Genomic DNA, 15744 nt, shown 5'->3' on the forward strand with positions numbered 1-15744 from the left:
CCTTCTGGCGTCCATTCTTAAGGTATTGAATTCAATAATGTGGAATTTAGAGATTGATCTCTGATACTAATAGACCAGTTGATCACACTGACAGATCTGTCAATAAAACTGACACGAATGTAAGCGCGACTTAATAACAATACCAACATCAGATTGTTAGTGTTAACTATTACAATGAAAAAAATTCTTCTACTACCGGTGCTCGTCGCCATGATTTCTATTGCGTTTTTCTCTATCCAAACTGTCACTGCAGCTGGTCCACTAGACCTTACCGGACTAGATAACTTTGGTATTCTTGCTAATACATATACCAACTCCATCAATCCAAATACTCTTACTGGCGATCTTGGATATACTGTACCAAACGCAACTCCACTTACAACACATAATGGTGTGACCTATGTGGGTACTGATGCTATCTATATTAACGCATTAGTAAAACAAGCCGCTCTTTATACGGCCGGCTGGAGCTCAGGACAATCTGGAGCTTGTACAACAACAACGGCTGGAGCAACTGTCTTGGATAATGTAATACCTACTGGCGGATCCATCCCTGGAACTCTAATACCTGGGGTCTATTGTATCAATGGTGCCGCTACTATAGGCACAGCAGGAATCACTCTTAGCGGAAATGGAGTTTACATCTTTAGAATAAACGGCACGTTGGGTACTACCCTCAACTCACAAGTTACACTACTCGGCGCAAATGCTAATGATGTATTCTGGCTACCAATAGGTGGAACAACACTTGCAAGTAACACTGGTTTTGCAGGTAACATAGTGACTCATGCAGCTACTACCTTGGGTGGCACTGTGACTATGAATGGAAGAATCCTGTCCAATGACGCAGTTACTACAACCGGACCAAATGTTGTAATTACAACTCCAACTGCAAGTTCAGTGCCAGTACCAACCATAATTACGAGCAACGACTGTACGTTTGACTGTTTTCCACCGACAATAGGAGTTGGCAGCAATAATGAGGACTTCGTGGATCAAGGATTTTCATATAACGGAATCACATCAGATGTTGATACATTTTCGACATCATATCCAGTATTAACAACCAAAGTTGGAGTTGTCAACAAGGCAGTTTTCAAGATATATGAGGACGGCGGACCTGACGAAGTAAGGCATCTTGAATTGGCCTTTGGTTTGGCTCCAGGACAAATATTTGGCGATAGCGAGGTTGTAGTGGAATGGGACAAGACTTGGAATGGAATAGAGACAACCAAAGTAAAGGATCCAAAAAATGCCTTGAAAGATGTTAGTGTAGTGACATCGGAAGGACCATGCAAGCCAAACTCTATCAAAAATGATTGCCTGATTGTAACGATTTACCACACATTCGAAAAACCACTTGCGTTTAACGGCGTTGCAGTGAACGTATGGGATGACAGTCGAAATGCATGGCAAAACAGACTTACTAATGGCGTCCTAATACTAGGAGACACAACCAGACCAGCTGCTAAACACGTTGTAGCCGATTCAGCAGGACATGTGAGCGTAATAACTGAATTAACTTCACACATCGCAGTTGACAAACTTGGTAAATATTGGAGTTTAGACAAGAATGGATTTTGGGTTAGCGCATTTGTAGCAGATAAGAATCCAAGCGTTTTGTCGTATTGGAGCGGTTATGATAGAAACGATCTGGTGTCATTTGCACAGATGAAGAAAGGTCAAGCATTGATAGCAAAGGGTTCATGGGACAGCTCTAAAATTCAAACCAGCCCGCTTCACATAATCGATAGAATACAAAATTTTGTCGATGATAGAGACACCATAAACTTTGACAATCTGAAGAAAAGTCAAAATCTGTTAGCAAAGAAAAAGTGGGACAGCTCTGCAATCCAAAACCAAGGGCCTGGCATAACAGACAAGACGTATACCGATAAAAGAGACACTCTGGCGTTTGAAAATCTAAAGAAAGCCCAAGCATTGAAAGCAAAGGGATACTTTGACAGCTCTGAAATTCAAAACCTAGGTACTCCAGAAAAATCTGTAAGCCCTGCAACCATGCACTGCCTTGATAACGGCGGAAAAATAAAGGTGCAAGGGACTGGCAAGTTCATGCAAAGCATCTGCGTGTTTCCAAACGGTTCACAGTGTGAAGAAGGGAAATACTTTAGAGGCGAATGCAGTCCAAAGAAGTCTCAATAATCAAGAATTTTTTATTTTTCTAAAAATTATCTAGCACAACAAACTGCCGTTTGTTTTTCTCGCTTATTAGAAAAAACAGTGATGCCTGATGATGACCAAATTATAAAATAATTATTTTTGCCATTCTGCAAAGTCATCACGTGGGAATTTAAAACAAGGTGTGGTCCCGAGTGAAGGAGTTGAACCTTCGACAACCCGGTTTCTGTGTATGCCTAGGTAGGCTGACTTCGGTTAGCCGATGGCCAACCACTACAGCCGGAAGCTCTACCAGGCTGAGCTAACTCGGGACAAAAAATGTCGGAGCATTACTATTAAATAATTATCGATGTGGCGCCGTTCCAAGTGGAAATCCACAAATCTAGTGTTTGTGTGTCTTGATGCAAGAACTGCAAAATTCATCCCCGCATTTGTCGCATGATACCAGCTGACCTGGTCTGTAGCCTGTAAAACACTTGTCGCAACTAGTGCCGTTCAACACTCAGTCACAAAACACGGATCTTTTATCTTGATCGATGATCATGGGATCAAAAAAATATTAAATAATCTAGGCAAATCAAATTCTACATGTCCGAGGCCTTGCTTGATGGGTATGCCTGTATCCCATACACGCACGACCACAAATCCATCGAAATCAAGGATTCTTGGCAGGCCTCCAAAAACGTGGAAAACATGTACTTTGTAACTGCCACCTTTTCTCAGGACAGCAAACCCTATTTCCCGTCACACGCAAACCATTATCTCCTTGTCAAATTTGCCAATGATGCAAAAATCGTCAAGGAGCTAGAAAAACGCCAGCAGGACAAAACCTCGTTTGTCTTTAACATGGACAGCGAATTTTTCGAGCGAGAGGTGGATGGAAACATGAATTTTGTATCTGTATATTATCTGGAATATTCAAAATCCGACGACGATATGACTGATCTGGCGTCTGTGGTTTCAAAGAATGATCGAGTAAAAAAAGCGTCTAGTGGGAGCATGACTGCCTATTCTAACGCGCCGCCAAAGTTTACCTTCCCATACAGCAACAGTATAGTGGTGTTAGAAGTATCTAGCCAGAAGAGCCATCAGAGCGTAAACAAGTACTGTGAACAAACGCGCCGCAACGTGTGTCGAAAGGGCATCACGATGATAAATCTCGTCGGACTCTCAATCCTTGAAAAATTAAAGTAAAAAAGATCCTAGATCCGACAAGCCGTCATAAATCTTAAATATTGAACAAAAATTGGTTTTGATATGAGTAAACCCGCAGAATTGGGATCGTTGAAAATCGGCTCATACATTCTACTGCCAGTTGGGGATCAACCGACCGGTGAGCCATGCAGAATTTCAGAATACGATACAAGCAAACCTGGAAAGCACGGAGCTGCAAAAGCAAGAATTGTAGGAGTGGGGGTTTTTGATAATCAAAAGCGTCCACATGTTGGCCCAGTTAGCATGCAGGTACACGTTCCACTGATCGACAAGAGAGGCGGTCAAATCATCTCCATCACCGGAGACCAGATACAGCTTATGGATAGCGAGACATTTGAAACAATTGATGCACAAATGATAGATGACGAAGTCCAGGGCAAACTAGAACAAGGCCAAACTGTCGAATACTGGAATGTAATGGGCAGAACTAAAATAATGCGCATCAAGTCTTAATTCGGATGCTGATGATGAGTGGAAAAGCCATCTGATTTTTGATGACGATTATGAGTATTGAGGCATCCACTCTTTAATTATACCGGACGCCAAATCCATACCAAATGAATCTTGCCGCATTGTTTTCTGGGGGAAAAGACAGCACCTATTCTGTATTTGAGGCGCAAAACAGAGGGCACGCAGTAAAATGCTTGGTGACAATACTTGCAAGTTCTGACGACAGCCATCTACTGCATCACCCAAATATCGGACTTGCCAGCCTGCAGGCAAAATCCATGAAAATCCCTCAAATCACAATTGCCGCAAAATCAAGTAACACCGAATCCGAACTTGAAAGCCTCAGAGAGGCGCTGTCCACTGCAAAAAAAGATTACCAAATTGAAGGAATCGTACACGGCGGAATACTTAGTGAGTTCCAAAAAACAAAATTCGAAGGCGTAGCAAAGGACTTGGGACTGCACGTCATATCGCCGCTCTGGAAGAAAAACCAGACGCAATACATGCACCTGCTGCTTGATTCTGGGTTTGAATTCATAATAACTTCGGTTTCTGCTGACGGCCTTGACAAATCGTGGCTCGGCAAAAAAATAACGAAGGACGATCTTGGCAAACTAGAACAGCTGTCTGAAAAACACAAGTTCAATCTGAGTTTTGAAGGTGGCGAAGCTGAAACGTTTGTAGTGAACTGTCCTCTGTTTTCAGGCCCAATCGAAATTCAGGATTCTTCAATATTCTGGGATGGATACCGAGGAAGGTTTGAAATAGTGCGTGCAAAAATAAAAGACAATGCTGGATAACCTAAAGACTAGCCTTCGTGCAGCAATCAAGAAAATCGTAAACTCTTCTGGAATAGATGAGCAGTTAATCAACGAGCTATCACGCGACGTGCAAAAGGCTTTGCTTCAAGCAGACGTAAATGTAAAACTTGTACTGCAGATAACGGAGAACCTAAAACACCGCTCGCTAAACGAGACCCCTCCGCCTGGACTGTCCAGAAAGGATCACATCGTAAAAATACTATACGATGAACTGGCAAGCCTCCTTGGCAAGGAAAACGAGTTTTCCTTCAAGCCCGGCAAGCTAAACAAGGTGCTGATGCTTGGAATCCAGGGCAGCGGAAAGACCACCATATCGTCCAAGCTGGCAAAATTCCTGACAAAACAAGGCTACAAGGTGGGAGTAATCGGGGCCGACACGTTTCGACCTGGGGCATTGGTTCAGCTCAGAACAATGTGCGAAAAGGCAAACGTCGAGGTATATGGCGAGGAAAACAACCGAGACTCGCCTGCAATTGTAAAGGCAGGACTGAAGCATTTTGAGAATTCAAATCTTGATATCATACTAATAGATACTGCGGGGCGACACAAAGAAGAAAAAGACCTGCTTGATGAAATGCGAGAGATTGGCAAAATTGCAGACCCTGATCTTGCATTGCTGGTAATTGATGGAACAATAGGGCAGCAGTGCTACAGTCAGGCAGAGTCGTTCCACAAAACGGTGCCTGTTGGCGGAATCGTAATCACAAAGCTTGACAGCTCTGCAAAGGGAGGAGGCGCACTGGCAGCGTCTGCTGCAACGGGTGCCAAGATAATGTATGTCGGAACTGGAGAGAGAATAGACGACCTGGAGATATTTTCCCCGACTAGGTTTGTCGGGAGGCTGCTTGGCATGGGGGACATACAAGCGCTGCTTGATCTTGCAAAGAGGCTTGAAAACGAGGCAGACGATGTTAGGCTCAAACGAATCTCTAGCGGGAAAATGAACATGGATGACTTTTACTATCAGCTAGAAGAGGTGACCAAGGTTGGCTCGCTAAAGGGATTTTTGGATAACATGCCGGGACTGTCTGGAATGGTAAAAGATGATCAGCTAGACCAAATGGAAGGCAGAATCTCAAAGTGGAGGTTCATCATACAGAGCATGACAAAACAGGAAAAGGCAGACCCTGATCTACTAAACGCATCTAGGATCAAAAGAATAGCGCGCGGTTCTGGCTGGCCTGAACACGAAGTAAAGGAGCTCTTGAAGAACTACAAAAATTCCAAAAGCATGATGAAGGCATCAAAAGGAAGGCAGATGCAGGGATTCCTCCGCAAAATGGGTATGGGCTAAGCGCCGTACCAGTAAATTACTAATAGCATGATTGCCGATTTTTTTCTGTGGGAAAAAACAGCAAGCCGTTTGAAGGCGTACTGCGATTATCGCAAAAAATACTAAAAGAATACGATCTGTGCGACGTGTGCCTTGGGAGGCTGTTTGCAAAAAAGCTCGGCCTTGCATCAAATAAAAAGCTGGGAGAAAAGATTCACCGCGCCCTAAAAATAAAAAGCGCAAAATGCTACGTCTGTAAAAACATCTTTGACGGCGTTAGCTCGCAGGTGGCAAAAATGCTTGACGCCTCCTCTGACTATGATTTTGCGACATTTCTTGTCGGCACCAAGCTAAAGCCGTCCATTCTTGACAGGGACGATCACATGCGCTCAAGATTTAGGCTAAGGGGAATTGACGGAATAAAGACAAACATTACTCGGGAGCTGGCAAAGCAGTTCTCTCGCAAGGCAAAAAAGAAAGCCGAGTCGTCTGAGCCGGACCTTGTCTTCATGATTGACTTTAAGGCAGACTCGTGCACCCTCCAGACAAAGCCCGTCTTTCTTTGGGGGAGGTACACAAAGTCTGAGCGTAACATCCCACAAAAACAAAAACCGTGCGCCACATGTCTTGGCAAGGGGTGCATTGACTGCAATCATCACGGCATATCTGAATTTGATAGTGTGGAGGGGCTGATGAGCAAATACCTCTTTGAGAAATTTGACGCGCTGCAAACAAAAATAACGTGGATTGGGGGCGAGGACAGCACAAGTCTGGTTCTTGGCTCGGGGCGCCCGTTCTTTGTAAAACTGCTCAATCCAAAAAAGCGCTACCTGAGGCTGCCAAAAAAAATAGTACTTGGGAAAATCACAATACATGATCTAAAGCCTATCGGCAAAACGCCGTCAGGCCCTGTACAGTTTACCTCAAAAGTAAAGCTATACATCACATGCGAAAACAAAATCGAACCAAGTTCCCTCTCAAAACTTGATCAACTTGAGAATAACACGATCGCAGTTTATGAAAAATCGGGAAGAAGAACGGAAAAACTAATCCGCAACGTGCGGTACAAGCCATCTGCTGAGAACTCTTTTTACCTTTCAATGACTGCAGGCGGGGGCCTGCCGCTCAAACGATTTGTCAGCGGCGATGATGCGTTTCCGAACATCTCGGACATTTTGGAAAACAAGTGCAGGTGCGAGACGTTTGATTTTGAGGCAGTAAAAATCACACACTGACTTGGCCTGAGTCTAAACTAACATTTTTTACACCTAGCTTGAAGAGATAATTCCGTTGGATCATCTGGTAAAAGTACGAGAGGCGCACGAAAAAGGACTTTTGCCGCAAGACATGCTTGATCTGATCAAAGAAAGATTCAATCTGGTGGAATCTGGAATAAAGAGAATCGAAGCTGCGTCTGGAACTCCTTACCCAATATCATACGTGGAGCCGTCTGCCATCTTGTCAAATTCTGGCAACATGTCATTTGAGTACGGCGTGCTTTTTGCAAGAACGCTTCCGGTGTTCTTTGAAGAAAAGTTCCAAGTCGTAATTCAGATTTCTGCACCGCTTGTGGCCTTTGGACTCAAGGGTACCATTCACGCAATACTTGCACACGAGTTTCTCCATTATCTGGAACTTGTAAGAAAGATATCTAAAATGGAACTCTTATCTGACGAAATATCTGGAAACCTTTTTGAAAATGTGTATGCCGACAGTACGCGGCTCTTTGAGCCGCGCGCAGTGTTTGACGACAAGACCCTTCTGACGCACATTACGAAAAAATTCCCGACTGGCTTTAAGGACTATAAGCTTGAGGACAAAACCGAAAAGCTCTGGATAGCACGGGGCCTGCCTGTCACAAACATCACACTTGACACAAACACGGTAAAACTTTCCGCCGAGTCATTATCAAAGGTAGTCTTGGATCCTGCACTGCTGGGAAAAATAAAAGAATTCGAAGAAAGAGAATCTAAGCTGAGAAAAAGAAAACTCTACTGATTAAATTCAGTCAGGCCGCACTTGCCGCACGTTCGTCTGTTTTTGTGCTCTGACATAAAGACGCCTTTGCCGCATCGCGAGCACAGTCTGTGAAGTCTTGTTATTTTATCGCCAGTTATCTTGTAGTATTTGTGGATTGAATCCGACGCCTTTGCCGCTGCCTTTTTTCCTGCCATTATGCTGCAGGCTCCTCTTTGGTCTCCGGAGGCGGTGCGTTTGCAGCCTTTGCCTTGTCAAGTCTTGTAAAAATAACTGGATTGACCTGTCTTTTTGCCAAACCTTCGTCGTCATATATGTAGAAGACTCCCGTGATTTCTGGTCTGCCGCTGTGGTTTTTCATGTTTATTGGAATTACCACTTTGCCGTCAAGCTTGAACTGTTTTGAAATCATGTCTACTGCCTCTAGTTTCTTGAGCTTTCCGCCAAGACCTTTGAACGTGCATGTTATCTCCCTTCTTGAGAGAAACGTGTTGTTTACATCGCTTAGTGTTTCAATCATTGACATGTATTCCAACTCGTTTTTCTTTTTCATATAAACTTTGATTGCCATGGTACTGTGTAATCTAAGAGACCTAAACCTAAGATGTCATTCCGAGGTCAACATTCAACACAACGGATCGTTTTAATCCTAAAATCAACCATATGTTCCCATTGCCTGTCAAGTCAGTGCGGCAAAACTTTGATCCTAATTCAGAACTACTATCGATGATGGAGGTATTCCGCCAGATGGTGAATCACTGCATAAGAATCGGTCTTGGAAACAACTGCTATGCGCTAAAAAGACTATCCAATCTATCATACCGCACTGCAGGATTATGACATAATGTCGTACTACAAGCTGACTGTAATCTCACAAGCATGCGGAAGACTGTCCCAGATGAAAAGGGACATCAAAAAAGGCAAAAATCCGAAATCACCGTTTGTGCAAAAACCATATCTCGTATCGTGCTATGGATTCAAGGTCAACGGAATGCTGCTATCGTTTCCAGTACGTAACAGGGAATTTGCAAACATTCTGCTAAATGAACACACAGTCAAAATTTTATCCGACCAGTCCGTCACGCCGAGATCGTTTACCATGACGCCCCAATCCATATCAATATCGATTGCCAAGGATGTTGAGCCAATCCAGACGGAATCCGCAATAGGAGTCGACAGGAACCTGAGAAACATCACATTCGGGAACGGCAAAGAAATAATCCAGGTAAACACGTCTGAGATGCTCAAAATCAAGGAAAACTATTCCCATGTCAAATCTACATGCACACGAAACGATCATAGGATCAGAAAAAAGGTTTACGGCAAACTTGGAAAAAGGCAGACAGACAGGATAAAGCAGAGAATCCACAGAATGTCAAAATCATTAGTAAACTATGCCAAGAAAAACAAAGCTGCGATAATATTTGAGGATCTAAACGGAATCAGAAAATTATACCAAAGAGGGAACGGCCAGGGAAACAGATACCGAAGAAAGCTAAACTCGTGGTCTCATTACGAACTGGAAAGGCAGGTATCATACAAGGCAGCATGGGATGGAGTTCCGTTCTATAAGGAAGACCCAAGGCGCACCAGCACGCTCTGTCCTATATGCGGAGGGGGACTCCAAGGGGACAGGCAGAGACATCGGGATTTGTGGTGCGGTATTTGCAAGCGATGGTACGACAGGGATGTCGTTGCCGCAATGAATATCGCCTGCAAGGGGTTGCACAGGTTTTGCAATCCTCAAGGTGATGCAGGTGAAGCGATGAGGGGGAACCTGAATCCAGCAATCCTCAGAGTCGATGTGTCAAAGTTGGTCACGGACTGGAGCGATGCGTGCATTGTTCAGGTCTCATAGATTACACAGAACCAGAAGGGATTTAAGAAAAAAGACCCGCCGACAAACTGTGGACAGATTCATGCTGCATTTGAAAAACACTAGATTTGTACCAGAAGACTCGGGTCATTTGCTTGCAAAGGCAAGGCAAGTCTGCGTTGGGACAAATACCGTGATCCGAGACTCGCGGGTTTCAAGCAAGTATGTTGAATTTGATGTCTCCATTGACAAGTCAAAGCTGGACGAATTGGTGTCTCACCTAAATCCGATTGCCCCACTAGATCACGCAAAACACGTAGTGGAAGAGCACATGGAAAAAGAAGACGCAATCAAGCTTGGAATTTCATATTTTAATGACGAGCGCTTTTGGGAGTGCCACGAGGTCCTCGAAGGCGTGTGGAAAAAATGCTACGAGGGGGAACGCGACCTAGTCCAGGGGATAATCCTGGTTGCGGCCGCACTCGTCCATTATCAAAAGTTCGAAAATAACATCTGCCTTTCAGTGCTAGGCCGGGGGCTGGACAAGCTTGCCAAGTCAAGTGGGATGTATCACGGCATAGACATAGATGCGCTAAGAAACAAGGTCCAAATGATAATAAACTCTGGAAAAATTTCGCGATTTACTATTTGATTAGCTGTATGGCAGTCTTCAACACCTGGGCCCCCTCTAAAAGCCCGATGCTTCCTATCTTTGCATTCATTTCGGTATATCTGATGCTTCCGTCCTTTTTTACCGAGTCTCCGGAAACAAGAACCGGCACTGGATCATCACTGTGCCCTTTGTTGATGCACGGTGTGGAGTGATCAGCTGACACCACGACTGCCACCTTGCCAGTGTCTATGTTGTCCAGAATTGTCCCAAAGAATCTCCTGTCTATCTCCTCGATGTTTTTCATTTTCCCAATTGCGTCCCCGTCATGACCAAATTCGTCGGGGCCCTTGAGGTGCACGTATATGGCGTTTTCAGTTTCCATCGCCCTTGCCGCGACCTGCGCCTTTTCCTCATAGTCTGTCAGCCCGCCTGCGTTAAACGTCTTCATTTTTAGAATTTCCGCAATTCCGATTTCAACTGGCATGTCAACGATGCATGAAAATCTCATGGAATACAGGTCGTTTATTGGAACTACCTTCGGGTAGTGGTTTCCGGCGTCGCGCAAAAGGATGCTGTTTAGCAACTTTTTTCCATCCTGTTTTCTCTTCTGGTTGGTCGCACTTTCCTTCATTATTTTCAGGGACTGCTCTGTGAACTCGTTTACCAGTGTTGCGGTAAGTGCCGCATTTGGAATGTCTTTTAGCGGCAGGCAGCGTTCTATCTTAAAGTAATCCCCGACTGCCTTTGCAATTCCCATTCCGTCAACACGCGCATATGCCGGGTCGGTATTTGTGATTTCAGAAGAAAGCGACTTTCCCTCGCACCGTATTCTGACGACAACTCTGTGGCCTATTGTCGGCGCCACCACTACTGATACGCCCGGCTCTGAAAACTTTACCTTGTTTTCAATTTCCTTTGATATTGCAAGTGCGTCTTCTTTCTCTATTTTCCTTCCGGCCCTTCGGTCTACGATGATTCCAGAATCATCCAATGTGGCAAAGTTTCCTCGCAGGGCCAAATCCCCGTCCTTAAAATCAATGCCCGTTCCTATGGCCTCAATTACTCCGCGCCCCGCATATTCTGCGTGCTGGAACTTGTATCCTAGCATGTTAAAGACCGCAATGTCTGATTCTGGCGCTATTCCCTTTCCTACGGAAATCACCTCTCCCATCGCCCCGTTCTTTGTCATCTTGTCAAGGTTTGGGGTGTGGGCAAAATCAAGCGGGGTCTTTCCATTTAGATCCGGATGCGGAAGATCTCCTACTCCGTCAAGTAAAACATAGATAATTTTCACATTGCTGCCAGCTATTGTAATCCCCTTGTCTTGGTGCTGATCCAGATCACTTTAAACTTTGCATGATGTGATCGAACCCTGTTGTCAAAATCGCGATCGTTGAAAAGGTTTTAACTCGCACATATTCATAATATCGATTATGGGGAGCATGAGAAAAGACTATGTCTCAGAAAGATTTGTCATCGTCTCCCAAAATGAAGAGCAAAACGAAGAGTCAAAAAAATGCCCCTTCTGTCCTGGCAACGAAGCCATGACAAACCCGTCGCTGCTGTCCCTTGTTGCAAAGGACGGCATGCTGCAAAGACTGCAGGACAGCGAGGACAATTACGTGAAGGATTGGACAGTCAGGGTTTTTGAAAGCAAGGTCCCGGCAGTGTCAGTTTCTGCGGAAAACTCGTACTCTGACAGGCCGCTTTACAGCGAGCCGGCATACGGGTACCATTATGTCGTTGTCGCATCCGAGCGGCACAAGGATTCGCTGTCGACCATCTCGTCTGAGCAGTGGTCAAACATACTTGTGGTGATTCAGGACAGGCTCAGGTGGCTCTACACGCAAAGGGGCGTCACGTACGTGTCTATCTACATAAACAACGGAAAAGACGCCGGAAGCCTCGTATCTCATCCTCACATCAACATGGTTACGTTTTCTACGATTCCTCCGCTAATAGAGCAAGAAGCCGAATCGTCGCACAGGATTGTCAATGAAAAAGGCGCATGCCCGCTGTGCCAGACAGTAAATACCGAGACTGGGGGGCCAAGGCAAGTGCTGCAAACCGAGGGCTTTTTGGCGTTTTGCCCGTGGGCCCCGTCGTACCCGTACGAGTTTTGGATTTGTCCAAAAAAACACACGACTAGTTTTTCCAAAATAACACAAAAAGAAATCAACGATCTGTCATTGATTCTGCGAGCTACGCTTGGGGGCCTGACAAACAGCCTAAAGAACGTCTCTTACAATTTGGTTTTCCACCTGTCACCTGAAAAGAAAAACAGCAGACAGATTCACTGGCACATCGAAGTCTACCCTCTGACCTCTGCATGGTCCGGGCTGGAACGCGGATATGGGATATTTCTCAACTCAATTCCTCCAGAAAAGGCAGCAGAGCAGCTTGGCGCCGCGTGCCGAAAGGAACTTGCAGGCCTTGTCGGCATAATTTAGCATTGCGTCAGACGCGATAAAAAGCCGGCTTTCATACCGTTTATTTATCTAAAACTAGTCGTGTAGTTTGTGGCAGTTGAAAAATATCTGGCAGTTGCAAGCCTTGGGCTGTTTGTCATGTTTAGCGCGGAGATCATTACCTTTTACACTTTCCTGACTGCGCCGGTAATCGAGGTGGAGCCAGAGCCGCAAATTCTAATGTACATCTCAATTGGCGTTGCACCTGCAATGTGCATTGCGGGAACTGTCTTCATTTTGTCAAAAAGATACGGCTCAAGGCCTGTTGGCAGCATCATAATAGCCGGCGGCGTAGTCTTGCTAATTGGAATGTTTTACGCGCACACACTGATTCCAAAAATAGACAAAAACTATTTGGTGTTTGCAGTAACGACGGTGCCGCAACTGTTCATGGCAGTGTCGATCCCAATCATGGCAACTGGCGCATTTCTGCTTAGGACAAAAAAAAGACCAATCAAGGAATATTTCTAATGGTCAAACCTCATTCCGTTTGAGTGTCGCTTAAAGCCGAGCCTTTCATAAAACGGCTTGACCTTGTCATCGCAGTCCAAAATTGTCTTGTAGCATCCCTGGGCCCTGGCGTATTCTAGGGCAGCCTGCATTATTTTAAAGCCGATTCCCCTTCCCTCGTGCTCCTTTGAGACAACCACGTCCTCAATGTGCCCTACCAGCCCGCCGTCGTGGATGAATTTCTGCTCTATGAGAATTGTGGTGGATCCAACTATCCTGCCATTTAGCACTGCGACAAAAATCACGTGATCCGGGTTTGCCTTTATCTTTTTTAGGATTTCTTTTGCCTTTTCGCTGCTCAGGCTGCTTGCTGTTTTTAGGCTATCAAGTGACTCTAAAAAACCGCTGCCCAGATCACCTTCCTCGATTTTTCTAATTGTGATATCTGTCATTTGCTCTAGATCTTGCCGAGTTTTTCTCTGAATTCCTGGTATGCTTTTTTGTATGAGGCCTTGTCGCCTATGTCGATAAAGCCGTTCTTTATTATGAAGCTGTTGACCTCTTTCTTTTTTGCAAGCGCTTTTTTGATTACGTCGTCCATTCCATACGGGACGTTGCTTGGAATGAGCCCGAACACCTGGGGCTCCATCACATAGCATCCGATGTTTATGTTTGCGCTGATCTCCGGCTTTTCGTTCCACGCCGTCACCCTGCCGCTTTTTGACGTCTCGATGACGCCGTACTTTATTGTAGTCTTGTACTGGTGCAGGCTCATTGTGATAAATGATTTTTTTGCCTTGTGCTGGTTTACCATCTTTCTCAAGTTGAAATTGAAAATAGAATCGCCGTATATGCAAACAAACGTGTCGTCGATGAGTGACTCGGCAGTCTTGAGCTGGCCTGCAGTAGCAAGAGGTCTGTTTGCCACCGCATACTCTATTTTTACTCCCAGTCTGCTGCCGTCCTCGAAATAGTCCTCGATTGTTTTTCTCAGATAGCTCACACAAAGAACAATGTCTGTTATTTTGTTGCTTCTTACCCAATCTATTAGGTGTTCAAGCAGGGGCTTCTCGCCAAGTGGGAGCATCGGCTTTGGAAGAAACGTGGTGTATGGTTGCAACCTTGTGCCAAGGCCGCCGGCAAGTATTACTGCCTTCATGCCTTTAATTGAAAATATAGAGTATTTATGTTGATTTACGAAATCTTTCTGTTCGTTTTATAGAATCTTGGAAATTTTTGCCACTACTTGTTTTGGGTTTTTTCCAAATACGATTATCATTGGCTCTTTTCCGATGTCGCCAGTATGGTATATGGCGTCTGGCGCTGATCTTAAATTCCTAATGGCACGCTCCACCCCCCAGGAAATCGAAGAGTTCTCCTTGTTCTTTGTAGATGCGGGCTCGTCTGTTCTGTCATAGCTTGAAATTTTGTTTTTTGCTCTTTGAAGTTTTTCAACCGTATTTTGATCATACTTGATGTTTATCGCAGCCCTGATTTTTGGGAATTTTTTTTGCATTGTAAGGACTGCAGTTGCAACATGCTTGGAGCCGCCGTACTCCAAGTCTCCTGCAACGACTAGCCTTCTTCCGGCCTTTACGATTCTGCCTGAAACGCCCAAAACATCTGAGACTGACTTTGGGTCCTGCTTTGAATATACGAAATTTGTCTGGCACTCTGGAATCAGCCCGTACGAGTCCCTGAGATTCCCGAACTCTGCAATGGCAGAGCTCAGGTCTTTTCTAATTCTGTCATGTCCTGGATTTGTGATCTTGACTCCGCGCCCTGATTTCTGGGAGTTTTCTATGGACTGATACGTAAAGTGCTTTGCAAATTTCACCGCGCCATCAAACGTGTTTTTTGAGGCAACTGCGTACGCTAGTGCAAAAGAAAAAGTGCAGCCGCTCCCGTGGGTCTCGTAGTTTATTCTGTCTCCTGAAATGGTCCGGCCTTTCTTATTTTCAAAAATAAAGTCAGAAATTTTGTTTTTGGCAAATTTGTGGCCTGTTATCACTATTTTTTTTGCGCCAAGACTGGACAGTTTCCTTGCAGCGCGTGCAAGGTCTGACTCTTTTGCGATCCTGACTCCGGACAATGCCTCCGCCTCGGACACGTTTGGGGTAATGGCGTGGCACAACGGAATGAGCAGTTTTCTAAATGGCTCTAGTGCGGATTTTTTTAGCAAGACCCCGCCGGTTGTGGACTCTATGACTGGGTCTAGTATGATTGGAATTTTTTCCCCCCTCAGCTTTGAGTGGATGGCCCGTATCGTGTCTGAATCGTAAACCATTCCTATCGTGATGGCGTCAATCTTGAAGTCAGAAAGTATGGCATCAATTTGCATTTCAATCGTTTTTGGAGAAACCGGTTCGACCCCTAAAAACTTGGCAGAGTTTTGACTCGTTATTGCGGTAATTGCGCTAAAACAGTTCACTCCAAGTGCCGATGCCGCCCTGACGTCTCCCTGAACTCCTGCACCCGATGACGGATCAGATCCCCCAATTGAGAGTATGTTCACGGTATGT

The 15744-nt window shown here is 45.0% G+C and carries 18 protein-coding genes and 1 tRNA gene; 12 read left to right on the top strand and 7 right to left on the bottom strand.

Translation table 11 applies throughout. The features are described from left to right. The first annotated feature begins 174 nt into the window (after positions 1–174). Positions 175–2163 carry an ice-binding family protein gene (locus NKMY2_RS10230; protein ID WP_052347523.1) on the top strand — a complete coding sequence of 663 codons (1989 nt, stop codon included), beginning with the start codon at positions 175–177 and terminating at the stop codon, positions 2161–2163. Positions 2164–2324: 161 nt separating this feature from the next. Here the strand turns inward: NKMY2_RS10230 and NKMY2_RS04880 are convergent. Continuing rightward, positions 2325–2450: transfer RNA gene (locus tag NKMY2_RS04880), tRNA-Tyr, on the bottom strand. A 277-nt stretch (positions 2451–2727) separates the two neighbouring features. Between NKMY2_RS04880 and NKMY2_RS04885 the strand changes: the two genes are divergently transcribed. The 6 genes from NKMY2_RS04885 (at position 2728) to NKMY2_RS04910 (ending at position 7896) form a co-directional block, all read left to right on the top strand. Beyond that, positions 2728–3333 (top strand): hypothetical protein, encoded by a 606-nt coding sequence (locus NKMY2_RS04885; protein WP_042685394.1) that lies wholly within the window; start codon positions 2728–2730, stop codon positions 3331–3333. Positions 3334–3396: 63 nt separating this feature from the next. Further along, on the top strand, positions 3397–3807 hold the full coding sequence (locus NKMY2_RS04890; protein ID WP_042685395.1) for a translation initiation factor IF-5A: 411 nt from the start codon (positions 3397–3399) through the stop codon (positions 3805–3807). A 104-nt stretch (positions 3808–3911) separates the two neighbouring features. Continuing rightward, on the top strand, positions 3912–4604 hold the full coding sequence (locus NKMY2_RS04895) for a diphthine--ammonia ligase (RefSeq protein WP_042685396.1): 693 nt from the start codon (positions 3912–3914) through the stop codon (positions 4602–4604). Then, positions 4594–5919, top strand: coding sequence for a signal recognition particle receptor subunit alpha (locus tag NKMY2_RS04900; protein WP_042685397.1), 1326 nt, complete (start codon positions 4594–4596; stop codon positions 5917–5919). The genes NKMY2_RS04895 and NKMY2_RS04900 overlap by 11 nt, the downstream gene beginning before the upstream one ends. Before the next feature lie 47 nt (positions 5920–5966). Next, positions 5967–7133 carry a tRNA pseudouridine(54/55) synthase Pus10 gene (locus tag NKMY2_RS04905; protein WP_042685398.1) on the top strand — a complete coding sequence of 389 codons (1167 nt, stop codon included), beginning with the start codon at positions 5967–5969 and terminating at the stop codon, positions 7131–7133. Between the two features lie 55 nt (positions 7134–7188). Beyond that, on the top strand, positions 7189–7896 hold the full coding sequence (locus NKMY2_RS04910; RefSeq protein ID WP_042685404.1) for a hypothetical protein: 708 nt from the start codon (positions 7189–7191) through the stop codon (positions 7894–7896). Here the strand turns inward: NKMY2_RS04910 and NKMY2_RS04915 are convergent. Together NKMY2_RS04915 and NKMY2_RS04920 are read right to left on the bottom strand one after the other, a co-directional pair. After that, positions 7890–8072: a 30S ribosomal protein S27ae gene (locus NKMY2_RS04915; RefSeq protein WP_042685408.1), complete on the bottom strand. Its 183-nt coding sequence runs from the start codon at positions 8070–8072 to the stop codon at positions 7890–7892. The genes NKMY2_RS04910 and NKMY2_RS04915 overlap by 7 nt on opposite strands. Continuing rightward, positions 8072–8401, bottom strand: coding sequence for an eS24 family ribosomal protein (locus NKMY2_RS04920; protein ID WP_052347547.1), 330 nt, complete (start codon positions 8399–8401; stop codon positions 8072–8074). The genes NKMY2_RS04915 and NKMY2_RS04920 overlap by 1 nt, the downstream gene beginning before the upstream one ends. Before the next feature lie 146 nt (positions 8402–8547). Between NKMY2_RS04920 and NKMY2_RS10745 the strand changes: the two genes are divergently transcribed. The 3 genes from NKMY2_RS10745 to NKMY2_RS04930 are packed head-to-tail and all read left to right on the top strand — an operon-like array spanning position 8548 to position 10343. Beyond that, entirely contained in the window at positions 8548–8715 is a 168-nt protein-coding gene (locus tag NKMY2_RS10745; RefSeq protein ID WP_157832449.1) for a hypothetical protein, read from the top strand. Between the two features lie 4 nt (positions 8716–8719). After that, complete coding sequence (locus NKMY2_RS04925) at positions 8720–9733, top strand: RNA-guided endonuclease TnpB family protein (protein ID WP_042685409.1); 1014 nt, start codon at positions 8720–8722, stop codon at positions 9731–9733. Between the two features lie 49 nt (positions 9734–9782). Further along, complete coding sequence (locus tag NKMY2_RS04930; protein WP_042685412.1) at positions 9783–10343, top strand: DUF309 domain-containing protein; 561 nt, start codon at positions 9783–9785, stop codon at positions 10341–10343. Here the strand turns inward: NKMY2_RS04930 and NKMY2_RS04935 are convergent. Beyond that, positions 10336–11598 (bottom strand): BPG-independent phosphoglycerate mutase family protein, encoded by a 1263-nt coding sequence (locus NKMY2_RS04935; protein ID WP_420887347.1) that lies wholly within the window; start codon positions 11596–11598, stop codon positions 10336–10338. The genes NKMY2_RS04930 and NKMY2_RS04935 overlap by 8 nt on opposite strands. Positions 11599–11737: 139 nt before the next feature. On the opposite strand from NKMY2_RS04935, the gene NKMY2_RS04940 reads away from it, so the two are divergent. Further along, positions 11738–12754, top strand: coding sequence for a galactose-1-phosphate uridylyltransferase (locus tag NKMY2_RS04940; RefSeq protein ID WP_042685415.1), 1017 nt, complete (start codon positions 11738–11740; stop codon positions 12752–12754). A gap of 69 nt (positions 12755–12823) precedes the next feature. Next, positions 12824–13243, top strand: a complete 420-nt coding sequence (locus tag NKMY2_RS04945) for a hypothetical protein (protein WP_042685418.1) — start codon at positions 12824–12826, stop codon at positions 13241–13243. Here NKMY2_RS04945 and NKMY2_RS04950 read toward each other — a convergent pair. From NKMY2_RS04950 to thiD, 3 genes are read right to left on the bottom strand one after another with little or no spacing between them, the layout of a single operon-like run. Continuing rightward, entirely contained in the window at positions 13240–13674 is a 435-nt protein-coding gene (locus NKMY2_RS04950) for a GNAT family N-acetyltransferase (RefSeq protein WP_042685421.1), read from the bottom strand. The two genes, NKMY2_RS04945 and NKMY2_RS04950, sit on opposite strands and share 4 nt — an antisense overlap. A 5-nt stretch (positions 13675–13679) precedes the next feature. Beyond that, positions 13680–14381 carry a nucleotidyltransferase family protein gene (locus NKMY2_RS04955; RefSeq protein WP_042685423.1) on the bottom strand — a complete coding sequence of 234 codons (702 nt, stop codon included), beginning with the start codon at positions 14379–14381 and terminating at the stop codon, positions 13680–13682. Positions 14382–14438: 57 nt separating this feature from the next. Then, a complete protein-coding gene (thiD, locus tag NKMY2_RS04960) occupies positions 14439–15737 on the bottom strand; it encodes a bifunctional hydroxymethylpyrimidine kinase/phosphomethylpyrimidine kinase (RefSeq protein WP_042685862.1) in 1299 nt (432 codons plus the stop codon). Positions 15738–15744 lie beyond the last annotated feature (7 nt).

The sequence above is a fragment of the Candidatus Nitrosotenuis chungbukensis genome (genome assembly GCF_000685395.1).
Classification (GTDB): domain Archaea; phylum Thermoproteota; class Nitrososphaeria; order Nitrososphaerales; family Nitrosopumilaceae; genus Nitrosotenuis; species Nitrosotenuis chungbukensis.